This is a genomic window from Cytobacillus spongiae (assembly GCF_021390075.1).
The window spans coordinates 3,432,588-3,445,024 of record NZ_CP089997.1 but is presented as its reverse complement, the minus strand read 5'-3'; the positions used below and the strand labels follow the sequence as shown (position 1 = coordinate 3,445,024).

14 protein-coding genes are annotated in these 12,437 nt (G+C 38.7%); 8 read left to right on the top strand and 6 right to left on the bottom strand.

Translation table 11 applies throughout. The annotated features are described in order from the left end of the window. Positions 1–45 precede the first annotated feature (45 nt). Positions 46–378 (top strand): YuiB family protein, encoded by a 333-nt coding sequence (locus tag LS684_RS17435; protein ID WP_233807853.1) that lies wholly within the window; start codon positions 46–48, stop codon positions 376–378. Positions 379–682: 304 nt separating this feature from the next. Further along, complete coding sequence (locus LS684_RS17430; protein WP_233807852.1) at positions 683–1,399, top strand: 3D domain-containing protein; 717 nt, start codon at positions 683–685, stop codon at positions 1,397–1,399. An 81-nt stretch (positions 1,400–1,480) separates the two neighbouring features. Here LS684_RS17430 and LS684_RS17425 read toward each other — a convergent pair whose 3' ends face one another. Next, positions 1,481–2,266 carry a cobalamin-binding protein gene (locus tag LS684_RS17425; RefSeq protein ID WP_233807850.1) on the bottom strand — a complete coding sequence of 262 codons (786 nt, stop codon included), beginning with the start codon at positions 2,264–2,266 and terminating at the stop codon, positions 1,481–1,483. A gap of 13 nt (positions 2,267–2,279) precedes the next feature. After that, complete coding sequence (locus LS684_RS17420) at positions 2,280–2,759, bottom strand: divergent PAP2 family protein (RefSeq protein ID WP_233807840.1); 480 nt, start codon at positions 2,757–2,759, stop codon at positions 2,280–2,282. 125 nt (positions 2,760–2,884) lie between these two features. Here LS684_RS17420 and LS684_RS17415 point away from each other — a divergent pair, with 125 nt between their 5' ends. The 4 genes from LS684_RS17415 (at position 2,885) to LS684_RS17400 (ending at position 7,435) form a co-directional block, all read left to right on the top strand. Next, a complete protein-coding gene (locus LS684_RS17415; RefSeq protein WP_233807839.1) occupies positions 2,885–3,265 on the top strand; it encodes a DUF309 domain-containing protein in 381 nt (126 codons plus the stop codon). A 77-nt stretch (positions 3,266–3,342) separates the two neighbouring features. Then, complete coding sequence (locus LS684_RS17410; RefSeq protein ID WP_233807836.1) at positions 3,343–4,851, top strand: leucyl aminopeptidase; 1,509 nt, start codon at positions 3,343–3,345, stop codon at positions 4,849–4,851. A gap of 318 nt (positions 4,852–5,169) precedes the next feature. Beyond that, on the top strand, positions 5,170–6,483 hold the full coding sequence (locus LS684_RS17405; protein ID WP_233807833.1) for a Na+/H+ antiporter family protein: 1,314 nt from the start codon (positions 5,170–5,172) through the stop codon (positions 6,481–6,483). Between the two features lie 358 nt (positions 6,484–6,841). Beyond that, positions 6,842–7,435 (top strand): sulfite oxidase-like oxidoreductase, encoded by a 594-nt coding sequence (locus tag LS684_RS17400; RefSeq protein ID WP_233807831.1) that lies wholly within the window; start codon positions 6,842–6,844, stop codon positions 7,433–7,435. Positions 7,436–7,762: 327 nt separating this feature from the next. On the opposite strand, the gene LS684_RS17395 is transcribed toward LS684_RS17400, so the two are convergent. From LS684_RS17395 to LS684_RS17385, 3 genes are read right to left on the bottom strand one after another with little or no spacing between them, the layout of a single operon-like run. After that, on the bottom strand, positions 7,763–8,797 hold the full coding sequence (locus LS684_RS17395; protein ID WP_233807829.1) for an alpha/beta fold hydrolase: 1,035 nt from the start codon (positions 8,795–8,797) through the stop codon (positions 7,763–7,765). After that, positions 8,790–9,221 (bottom strand): hypothetical protein, encoded by a 432-nt coding sequence (locus LS684_RS17390; protein ID WP_233807826.1) that lies wholly within the window; start codon positions 9,219–9,221, stop codon positions 8,790–8,792. The genes LS684_RS17395 and LS684_RS17390 overlap by 8 nt, the downstream gene beginning before the upstream one ends. 18 nt (positions 9,222–9,239) lie before the next feature. Then, positions 9,240–10,007 carry an SDR family oxidoreductase gene (locus tag LS684_RS17385; RefSeq protein WP_233807824.1) on the bottom strand — a complete coding sequence of 256 codons (768 nt, stop codon included), beginning with the start codon at positions 10,005–10,007 and terminating at the stop codon, positions 9,240–9,242. Between the two features lie 458 nt (positions 10,008–10,465). Between LS684_RS17385 and LS684_RS17380 the strand changes: the two genes are divergently transcribed. After that, positions 10,466–10,711, top strand: coding sequence for a hypothetical protein (locus LS684_RS17380; RefSeq protein WP_233807822.1), 246 nt, complete (start codon positions 10,466–10,468; stop codon positions 10,709–10,711). A 98-nt stretch (positions 10,712–10,809) separates the two neighbouring features. Then, complete coding sequence (locus LS684_RS17375) at positions 10,810–11,031, top strand: hypothetical protein (RefSeq protein ID WP_233807820.1); 222 nt, start codon at positions 10,810–10,812, stop codon at positions 11,029–11,031. Positions 11,032–11,057: 26 nt separating this feature from the next. Here the strand turns inward: LS684_RS17375 and LS684_RS17370 are convergent, their stop codons facing one another. Beyond that, a complete protein-coding gene (locus tag LS684_RS17370; RefSeq protein WP_233807817.1) occupies positions 11,058–12,428 on the bottom strand; it encodes an MATE family efflux transporter in 1,371 nt (456 codons plus the stop codon). Positions 12,429–12,437 lie beyond the last annotated feature (9 nt).

Below are 12,437 nucleotides of genomic sequence, written 5' to 3'. Positions count from 1 at the left end.
TATATTCAGTACACTTGAATTTGATGGACTAGGGAGGTACAAACGATGCAAAACACAATCTTTGCTTTACCGATTACCATTATATCTATGCTGTTATTCTTTGTTTTGTTTTTTGGAATCGGTTTTATCTTAAATATGCTACTACGCATGTCATGGATTATGGCAATTATTTATCCAATTATCGCTATTTTTCTTATTGATAATGTTCGTTTTATTGAATACTTTACTAACAGTAAAGAAGCATTCTCTCAGTTAGGAACGCAACTTGTAAGCTTAGCTCCAATTGATATCATGATTGTGAGCAGTGGATTTGCAGGAACCATCTTGGCGGGAGTTACCATTAAATTACTACGTAATAAAGGCTATCGAATGTTCTAACAGGAAGGTGAAGCAGATATTTTGCTTCATCTTTTTTTTGTTCCATTTGAGATGTAAGAACAGGCTAGTGGAAAATAAGGAGATTGTCGAGATTTAATACTTGAAGAGATTAGAAAATCAATAAGAGCTATTCTCGTTTAATTGCCTTCGTTGGCGGTGAATTTTCGTTAGTTTCTGGATAGTTATCTCTAGAAATTTCCAAAAAATTAAGAAATAAAGCCTAACTTGTCCATTTTTTTACTCTCAGCATGAATATTTTTTTCAAAGAAAGGAAATGAATATTCTTGGGAGGAGTGAAAATCAAATGAATAATTTTAAAAATTGGTCAAAGCGTCTTACCATGACAGTTTTATTTTTAGGAGCATTGTTCACAACGTTTCATCAAATATCAGGAGTAGAGGCACAAAGTCTATCTGCATATTTATTAAAAGAAGAGGCAAATCTACAGCAACCCAACGATAGTACTTATCAAAATCATACATTTAAGCCCCTTGGAATTGCCTTAAAGTTTCTCAAAAGTATGGGAAGAACGGAAACTCAAATCTCATCAAGTGAAGCGGTTGAGGGGTCAGTGCCTACGTTAGAGGAAGCATTTGATTGGTCGAAATACCAATCCACAACAGTTACTGCAACAGGTTATACAGCAGGATATGAGTCAACAGGGAAAAATCCTGGACACCCGCAATTTGGTATTACCTATTCAGGTGTAAAAGTACGAAGAGATTTGTACTCAACGGTTGCAGCTGATTTACGAGTGTTTCCTATTGGAACGATTCTGTTTATTCCAGGCTATGGATATGGTGTAGTAGCAGACAAAGGTGGAGCCATTAAAGGGAATAAAGTCGATCTATACTATGATACAGTTGAAGATGTATATGAAAATTGGGGGAAGAAGACCCTCGAAATTTATGTAATTGAAAAAGGAAAAGGAAGTCTAACTGAAGAAGATCTTGTGTCATTAAATGAAAACGAATCAATGCAAGTATTTAGGCAGCAATATATTGGGTCGGAAAAGGAATAAGATAAAAACAGGTAAGCTCTCTTCTTAGAGTGTCTTACCTGTTTTTATCTAATTCATACAAATTCATTTTCTAGAAAATTGTTAAATGTGTGCAAATTCCTTAGAATGAAGGAGTTTAGCTAACTGAATGGCACCATCAACTAATCGGGGAGAAGGCCTGCAATAAAGAGCTTCTTCTAATATGAATATTTGATTCTGCTGAACAGCATCTAATTGATCCCAGCCAGGTCGCTTCTTGACAATCTCCATATTAACCTTCTCTTGACGAACCCCAACCCATGCTAAGCATATAAAGTCTGGATTTCTACTGGACACATCCACCCAATCGGTTTGAACACTTGCTAGCTCAACCTCTTGAAAAAGATTTTTTGCCCCAATCATTTCACTTATCTCGGTAAGCCAATTATGCTTTCCTGGGGTGAAGACGGGCTTAGGCCACCATTCCCAGTATAAGGTAGGCTTTGCTTGAATGGTTAGTCCGATCTCACGTATTTCCTCGATCTTGGAACGAAATTGAATGGCTGCTTGCAGTCCAGCTGCTGGATCATTAATAGCTTTTCCTGTTGTGATAAGATCTTTTTCGATATCTTCTAGAGATTGAGGATTTAAGACAATATGAGGAATTCGTCGTTTTTCTAATTCTGCGATATTCTTCTCCATGCCTGGTACACTTAAGGAAGCGAGGACCATATCAGGTCTCAGTTCCTCTACTAAGTCCATATTAATGGATAAGTCTGGTCCTAATCTTGGGAGTTCATGGATTGATTCTGGCCAGTCAGAATAATCATCAATTCCCACTAAGCAATCTGTACGGTTCATATAAGCAATCAATTCAGTGTTACTAGGACAAATTGAAATGACTCTCATCAAGCATTCTCCTCTACATTGTGATAAAGTAATGTAGCAATAAGGTTAAAACTACCCCAGTTAATCCGCCAAAGAAAACCTCAATCGGCTTGTGTCCAAGAAGCTCCTTTAACTCTTTTCGTTTCTCTTGCTCCGGTTTTTGCTGCCATACTTTTGCTTCTTCAACAAAACGATTAAAGTCAGATACTAATTGGTTTAATACTATCGCCTGTTCTCCAGCTTGTCTGCGAACTCCAGTAGCATCAAACATCGTGATAATAGCAAAAACGGCAGATACAGCAAAAATAGGTGAAGCTAGGCCAGTTTCTAATGCTACTCCAGTGGAAAGAGCGGTAACGGCTGCTGAATGCGAGCTAGGCATTCCTCCCGTGCTCGTAAGCAAAGACCAGTCCAGTTTTTTTGTAGCAATATACTGAATAGGTACTTTTACAAATTGGGCAAAGAAGATACCAGCGATGGCTGCCCAAAGCGGGAAGTTTGTTAATAAATCCATGATGAAACCACCTTATTTTTAAAAGTTTATTTAAAAGATTATATGTAAAAAAATTGATCGGTTTGTTAAGATGATAAGCATAAATAAATAGAATTGCAACCGGTTTGAGTAAAGAGGTGAGCGCTTTGGTAGATTATCCGTTAGAATATTATGATTTTTTCGTGAAATTCAACGAGGGAGATTATTACACGTGTCATGATCTTTTAGAGGAGATGTGGATGACAGACAAAGGAAATCTTTTCTTAAAAGGACTTTTGCAAATGAGTGTTGCCATCTATCATTATGAATACGGCAATATCAAAGGAGCCAGACTAATGATGTCTTGTGCCCATGAATATTTACAAAGCTATCGTCCGCTTCATTGGGGGTTAGACTTAGAAGAGGTGTATCATTTTATAAACGCATGCATGTCATTGTTCCCTAAGAATTTAGACAGAGTACCCTTTGAAGATGTCAATAAATTACCTCAACTACCAAAGTTATTTCTTTACTTGAGGGATAGTTAGGTAGTCGAAATAAATGACTACATTCGTTATAATAGAAATAGAATTGAATTGATTACGATTAAATGGGGGTAGAAGAGATGTTCACAGTTAAACAAGAGCGAACTTTTTCCAATCAGCATGAAGCAATGATTATCGGTTTATTTGAAAAGTCGGAGAAATTTGAAGGAAGCCTGAAAGGTCTTGATGAGCTTTTTGAAGGGCAGTTAACGGAGCTTGTAAAGAGCGGTGACCTTTCGGCTAAGAAGAATGCAGTAGGGAAAGTACATACATTTGGAAAAATGGAGACTAAGCGTTTATTTTTCGTTGGACTTGGAAAGGATAAGAGCTTTACCTTTGAAACTGCAAGAGAAGCATTAGGAAAAGTCTTTAAAGAAGTGACAGCCGCTAAACTAAGTGAAGTAGCAATTGACCTAGATTCATTTATTGGAGGTCATGTTGAAGGCATGGACGCTGCTCATGCGGTAAGTGAAGCTTTTGCCTTATCTACATATGAGTTTGAAGGCTATAAACAAAAATCAAATGAACCAGAGAAAAAGCTCGAGAGCATAGTTGTATATACTAATGCAGCGGAGGAAGAAGATGTTCGCGCTTCATTAACTGTGGGGTATGCGTATGGAAAGGCAACGAATTCCGCTCGCACGCTTGTTAATTTGCCTGGTAATATGCTAACAGCAACAGACATGGCGAATTATGCAAAAGAGCTTGGGGAGACATATGATTTTGAAGTGGAAATTTTAGAAAAAGAGGATATGATGAAGCTTGGCATGGGTGCTTTGCTAGCTGTTAACCAAGGGTCTGCCGAGCCTCCGAAAATGATTGTTCTTAAATATCAAGGAAAAGATGAATGGAAGGACGTACTTGGTTTAGTTGGGAAAGGAATCACATTTGATACAGGTGGTTATTCAATTAAGCCAAAGGATGGCATCGTCGGTATGAAGTCAGATATGGGCGGTGCAGCTGCTGTTTTAGGTGCCATGGAGGTTATCGGTGAATTAAGACCGGAGCAAAACGTAGTAGCGGTAATTCCATCTACGGATAATATGGTAAGTGGTACGGCATTCAAGCCTGATGATGTCATTACAGCTATGAGTGGAAAAACGATCGAAGTATTAAATACAGATGCAGAAGGCCGGTTAGCATTAGCAGATGCCGTTACGTATGCGAAGCATCATGGGGCAAATTATCTTGTAGATGTCGCTACTTTAACTGGTGGTGTCATTATTGCGCTTGGAACAGATACGACTGGTGCGATAACCAATAACGAGGCACTATTTGAGCAAGTGGTTGAAGCGTCCTATGAAGCTGGTGAGCCTATTTGGCGCCTACCGATTTTTGAAAAAGATAAAGAACGAGTAAGAAGTAGTAAAATAGCAGACTTAAATAATTCTCCTGGAAGAGAAGGGCATGCCATTATGGCTGGAGCTTTCATTGGAGAATTTGCTGAAGATACTCCATGGGTGCATTTAGATATTGCGGGGACTGCTACTACAAATAAGGCTTCAAACTTAGGACCAGCAGGTGCAACTGGTGTTATGACACGTACACTTGCATTATTTGTAGAGCGTTTTGAACCTTTTCGATCATAAGATGTTTAAAAAATGCTGAATCACTTGGTGATTCAGCGTTTTTTTTTGTTGATAAGCACTTCGACATCCAATGATAGTGTTTAGTCCCTCGAGGTCATAAGCCAATGTAGAATGGAAGGCAAAAAACGACTTTTATTCTAGACTGTCTTCCTTGCCCTTGCCTCACCAATGCGCCATACGATTTTGTTCTAAAAAGCGTTGAAAAATATGTGAGATTGATAAATTTAACATTGACCGATTGAAATGGGTATGATAATTTTATTATATTAATTTAATTCTCTACCAATTTATCAGAGTAAAGTATTAGGAGGCATACAAATGAACGCAGTCATTATAGCGGTCCTTGTGATGCTCGTCCTCAGTTTATTTCGGGTTAATGTGGTTTTTGCACTAATTACCGGAGCATTAGTGGGCGGCTTAACAGGAGGCTTATCAATAGAAAAAACAATTGAAGTATTTACAAATGGGCTAGGAGGAAGTGCATCAGTTGCATTAAGCTATGCTTTATTAGGAGGATTTGCAGTTGCCATTTCCAAGACTGGATTACCTAATCTACTTGTTGAATGGGTACTTGGAATGGTTGGGAAGCAAGGGGATTCAAAAGCGAAAGCAATGTCAAAAACCTTAATTGTGTTCTCGATCTTATTAATGGCTTGCTTTTCACAAAATTTAATTCCGATTCATATTGCATTTATTCCAATTCTTATTCCACCGTTATTAAAAGTAATGAATGAATTAAAGATTGATAGAAGGTTAATTGCGTCGGTATTGACGTTCGGTTTAACGGCACCTTATATTCTTCTACCAGCAGGTTTCGGGAAAATATTTCATGAAATTTTGGCCACTAATATGGCGGATGCAGGGTTAGCCATTGACATGGGCGATATTCCAGTGGCTATGCTTATTCCCACAGGAGGATTGTTTGTGGGATTACTTGTAGCTGTCTTTATTTCCTATCGAAAAGCAAGAAGCTATGAAGAAGTTGAATTTGTAGAAATGGAGAAAGGTCAGTACTCAAAGGTTGGAATTGTGTTTTCTCTTATTGCAATTATAGCTGCTTTAGTCGTTCAAATTCAGTTAAATTCAATGATTTTTGGTGCTTTAACGGGAATTGTTGTTGTATACCTTAGTGGGGCAATTAAATGGAGAGAAGCGGATGATCTGCTAACTGAAGGTATGAAGATGATGGCTTTCATTGGATTTGTTATGTTAGCAGCCTTTGGCTTTGCAGATGTGTTAAAAGCAACAGGTGATGTCGATCAGCTAGTAAAACAGGCAGCAGACCTTATTGGTGGAAATCAATCATTGGCAGCACTTCTAATGCTATTAGTGGGTTTACTCGTCACAATGGGAATCGGTTCGTCGTTCTCGACTATTCCAATTATCGCAACGATTTTCGTTCCATTAGCCATGGAGCTTGGCTTTAGCCCAATGGCTACCATCGCATTGGTTGGAACAGCAGCTGCATTAGGGGATGCAGGTTCACCCGCATCAGATAGCACTCTTGGTCCAACAGCAGGTTTAAACGTTGACGGACAGCACAATCACATCTGGGATACATGTGTCCCAACCTTTCTACACTATAATGTCCCGCTCATTTTCTTTGGATGGTTAGCGGCGATCATTTTATAAATAGGAAAGCAGCTACTCGAAGGAGGAGCTGTTTTTCTTTTTTTATGATCGTGAGGACGATGAAGCTCAAATTTTGTAGAAAAGTAGAAGAAAAAGGCCATCATAAAGCGGATGAAGGCCAAAAGTAGACGAAAAGTAGAGTGAAAGTGTCATCATAGAGCGGATGAAGGCCAAGAGTAGAAGAAAAGTAGAGTAAAAAGGTCATCATAGAGCCGATGATGACAAGAACCGTAAACAAAGCTGATAAAAAGAGGCATCATCATACGAATCGGGACAGATCCGTTCATCAGAATTTTTATATTCGGAAATCTTTTTGTACAATACAAGTAGTTAAATAACCGTTGAAAAGGGTGAAAGCATGTATTTTGGAAAAAAGCGAGAACAAACAGATCCACGTGTGCCTCCGAATCAAAATGTTACCACTAGTTTTCCCGTGCTTCATCATGGGAATGTACCCTATTATCGAGACTTAACAGCTTGGAACTTAAAAGTATTTGGCTTAGTAAAAGAAGAGAAAACCTTTAGCTATAAGGAGATTCTCGAGCTCAAGCAAACCGATTTGCATAATGATATCCACTGTGTCACAGGGTGGAGCAAGCTCGATAATGTGTGGACAGGTGTTACAGTAAAGGATCTAATGAAGAATATGACCATTCTCGAAGAAGCAAAATACGTATTACTTCATGCAGAAGAAGGCTGGAAAACAAACTTACCGATTGAAGATTTCTTGAAAGAATCAAGTATGCTAGCTCACTCTCATAATGCAGAACCCTTAACACCTGATCATGGATTTCCACTTCGAGCGGTCATTCCGCACCTCTATTTTTGGAAAAGTGCGAAATGGCTTAGAGGGATCGAATTTGTGAGGGATAATGAGCCTGGATTTTGGGAGAAAAATGGATATCACATATATGGAGATCCTTGGAAAGAAGAAAGGTTTAGTTGGGATTAAAGTCCAAGCAGCCATTTGATTCTTTGCCTTTTAAACCATATTTTAATTTGAATTCTTATAGAAGAGTGTGCGAGTTAAGACCCTATGGTATTCAAAGCTTGCCGGATTTTTAAAATAGAAATGTAGAACTAAAAGCTCCAAACACAGCATTCCTGAAGAAAACCACTGCCTACTTTTATGTAAGCAGTGGTTTTCTTAATAACCTGTATCTGAATAAAACTCTTTAAATACAATCGGCCCAAATCCCAAAAATGCCATGCAATTGAGATGATGGATGGGTTTTCTATTGATTAGATTGATAGACATGTTTTAAACACTCCTCTTCATTTAATGAATCGACTCCGAGCGCTGTGCTAGCCAGTTTTTCAAATAGATAGGAAGCACGCCATCCTTTGTCAGCATGGTATGACCGCCTTGTAGCAATTCAAATGTTGTATCCGTGCTAGCTACCTTTTCTAGTATGGGCATCGATTGTTCTTTTGGCACTAGGCGATCATGCGTAGTTGAAATAACCAATAGATGAGCTGAAATATTTTCAAGATAGACGAATTGATGATCGATGGAGAGAGTACCATTCATGAGTTGGTTGTCAGCGACAAGCCTTGTTACTTGGTTCATAGCTGCCCCTGGAAAGGGGATATGACTTCTCGTCCAATAATTAAATACTTGCCATTTATGCAGATATTCTTCGTCGTATGCTCGGTTTAATAGGGATAGATAAGGAGATACATAGATAGGAGAAGTTAAGAGTCTCATACCTGCTCTCATCATAAGCGCAGGGACCAAACCAATCGTTTCAAAAAATGGTTGGAAATCGAGCTCGTTTTTCCTTAGTGCATCCACCCATTTGTCAAAGGCTGGCATTGTTTGAAAATCAATCGGAGCAACCGATAATATCAAGTTTCGTATAGGCTCTTCAGCAATCGCCGCATAAATGGCAGCAAGGGTTCCACCTAGACAGAACCCCATAATTGAAAGTTCTTTCGCTTTTGAATGTCGTAAAGCTCGCCTGACGCCTTTCTGAATATAATCAGTTATATACTGATCAAGAGTCAGGTCTTTATCTTCAAATCCGGGAATCCCAAAATCAATTAAATATACATCATAGCCCTCTTTTGCAAGCGCCTCGATTAGACTCATTTCTGGTGAAAGATCAAGAATGAATGGTTGGTTTACGGTGGAGTAAATAAGAAATAGAGGAGTATGATATCTTTTTTGTCTAGCAGGATAATACCAGAGTGTAGCTTTGTTTTTTTTCCAAATGGCTTCTCGTGGAGTTGGATTAACGGTCGGAACAGGCTTTGTCCATTGGGATAGAAAATTCTTCCATCTCCGTGATTCCGTTTCTGTCCATTTATCCATTTCTATTCATCCGTTCATTCAATTGATCGAGTAATGTGTGAAGTTGGTTTGTATGCTCAGTTTGATTTGGTAGTAGAAGAGGGAATACGAGCTGACATCTCTTTCGCTTGGTAGGAAGAGCCGTCTCTTTAAGTTGATATACTTGCTCTTCTAGTTGATCCATTTTTTCTTCAAGCTGAATGATTAACTTGGTTAAATTAGCAATATCTGTTTTTGTTGGGACGTTTGCAATTGTCGCAAATGCTTCACTATACTCTTGAAGCTGATGGACGATTGTTTCACAAGCATTGCCTTTCGTTTTGAACAGGTCGATTACCTTGCCTTCGTTTAAATGTTCTTGTAAAGCTTGGTTTAGAAAGGCTTCAAGCTTAACTCCTAGTTTTTTCACAATAGAATAATAATCTTGTAGTTGTTCACCGGTCATATGGTTTACTCCTTTCATTTAGATTAAAGCAGTTAATCCTCCGTCTACAATTAGAGTTTGACCAACGACGTAATCTGACGCGCTGGAAGCTAGGAATAATACGACTCCTTGAATATCGTTTGCTTCTCCAAATCGTCTACTAGGAATTGTACTAGCGATCTTTGGACCAGCTGCTTCAAAGAGCTTCTTCGTCATCATGGTTGGGAAAAAGCCAGGTGCGATTGCATTTACTTGAATATTTTCAGGTGCCAGCTTCACAGCTAGATCTTTTGTAAAAGCAATTACAGCACCTTTACTTGTGTTATAAGCAATCGTGTCCATCAATCGTGGGTCCGTACCACCTAGTCCACTGACAGAAGCCATATTAATGATTTTTCCGTAGCCTTGTTGGATCATTACTTTCGCAACTGCCTGTGAAAAAAGGAAAACTCCTTTTGCATTGACCTCCATCACCTTATCCCATTTATCCTCTTGTAATTGAAGTGTAGGTGCCATCCAAGAGGTACCACTATTGTTAATGAGAATATCGATTGTGCCAAAATGCTCGACCGTTTTGTTCACTACTTCTTGAATCTCTTCTTTTTTTGTTACATCACAGGATAAGGCAAGAGAGAGTACTCCTTCCTGTGATAGTTCATTACATACTTCTTGACAGTTTTTTATATTTCTAGAACAAATAACGATGTTGGCTCCTGCTTTTCCAAGGGCAATGGCCATTAGCCTACCTAGGCCACTCCCGCCGCCCGTCACTATAGCGGTTTTTCCTTTAAAGCTGAATAATTCCATTTCACAACCTCCTTTATTTCATAAACTTCTCTATATTATAGACAAGCAGTGATAGAGAGGTGCAGAAATTATAAGACATGCCTATGCCTTTTTTAAAGGGTACTTTCTAAAAGCTTTTTTTTATACCAGGTAGGATTCCCGTCATCATACGAAGGCTAGCAGTTGGTAGCGGAAGGATGCGAGACACCTGCGGAAGCAGTGGGACAGGCGAGATTCCACACCACAGGCACAACCGAGGATACTCACGGCACGCTTCGCGGCAAGCGAGTATCCTGGAGCGGAAAACTGCCCATGCTTGCAAAAGCAACAATGGATACAAAACAGCCTTTTTAAAAGAGGTATTTCAAAAAAGTGTTGCAAAGAAAAACCTCCAATTTCTGCGTTATTCTTAGATAGAATAAATAAGAAGAAAATGGAAAAAGTAATACCATAACAGTCTGTATGAAGGAGAGTCATAGGTGACGGAAGAGGAAGTAGAAGCTGTGTTTGAAGAAAATGGGTACTCTAAGCTTTATCATCAGTTGCAATATAAACTTTGGCTGAATGGAGAGCTTGATTTGGTGGATGCATCATTATTAGATTCCTTCTTTGATGCATATACTTTTGTAGAATATGAAGATCTGTTATTTGATGAATTTATGTATCATTTTCGTATGTATCAGAATGTGTGTCAGAAAAATGATTGGACGTATCCGACAGCTTAACAGGAAGGAAAAAATAATGGGAAAGCCCACTCCATTATGGTCTATATTGCATATGAAATAGTGTAGGGCAGTGTAGATGAGTAAAGGAGGTAACCCAAATGAGACAGTTTAACGGACCTTATTATAGAGTTCACAGAGATCAGAGATTCTTCGGCTTTCCATTCATTGGCGGGTTTTTAGGTGGATTATTGGGTTCAGCGATTGTTAGACCTCGCCCATATTATTATCCTTATTATGGGCCGCCTGGACCAGTTCCAGGACCAGGTCCAGGTCCAGGTCCATATGGACCATACCCATATGGAGGCCCGTATTACTATTAATCAGATAAGGGATTGGAAAGGAGCCATCACAATAGTGACGGCTCCTTGTTTTCTTTATAGGAATTTCTGTCTTTGAGAATGAGCTTTCTTAGAAAAACGATAATTCCGAGTGCAACTAGAAATTCAGATAATGGTAGAGCAAGCCACACACCGTTTACTCCAATCCATTTTGGTAAAAGCCAAATCGCCACAAGCATAAGAACGAAACTTCTTAACATAATCATATAAATGGCGGGACCGACTTGACCAATAGATTGATAATAAGTCATGTATATGAAATTAATCCCCATAAATAAGTAGCCAATGAAAAACAATTGGATCCCCTGTATGGCCAATGTCTCAATATCTGGAGAAGTAATTCCAAATAAGGATACGAGTTGTCGAGCACCTGTAAACCCGATGATTAGAAAGAGAACACCAAGTAGTATGGACGTTTTTTCAGCAATTCTAATGGTGGCTTGAATACGCTCTTTTTGGTGTGCTCCTTTGTAAAAGCTAATCATTGGCTGAATGGCAGATCCAATTCCGAAAAAGGCAAGAAACATAAAAGCATGCAAATAATTTACAACCGAGAAAGCGGCGACACCATTTGTTCCAATAAGCTCCACCATCATTAAATTATAGGAGATTACAAATACAAGTGTACCCATTTCAGCTAAAAAGCTAGGAAAGCCAATTGAGAATATTTCGCTCATTGACTGAAATGACCACTTAAATTTAATTAGCTTTAATGAAATGTCTTTTTTCGTAAAATGGAGGAGTAGGACAAGAAGGCCAATGACTCCAGAAAGTACGGTAGCTAATGCAGCTCCTTTTACCCCAAGCTCGAGAATAAAGATCATCCAGTAGTTTAACAATATGTTGGAAATAGCAGTTAACACGAGACTAATCATCGCTAATTGAGGATTCCCATCATTACGAATAAAAATACTTAATGCATTCTCAATGGCCATAAACACTCCAAAAAGCAATAGAATGGATAAATAATCAATAACGTATGGCTTTGTATCAGTGTTAGCCCCTAAAAGATCGGCTAATTGATTCACATTTAGATAACCAATAAGGCAAAAAACAACTACAAGTAAAGTTACCAACGTAAGGGAGAAGGTGAAAATACTTCTAGCCCTTTTCACGTTATTTTCGCCAAGTGCGATGGAATATAGAGTTCCTCCACCGATTCCAATCCAAAGAGAAACTGAAATTAGTATGGAGAATACAGGCACGGCAATATTCACACTAGCTAGAGCAGTCGAACCTACAGCATTTCCAACAAAGATCCCATCTATTAGAATATTAATGGACATCAGCATCATACCGATTAATGACGGAATGAGGTATTGGAAGAAAACCTTGTTCACGGATTGATTTAATAATTTATTTTGGATGGCTGTCTCCACATTCATCCC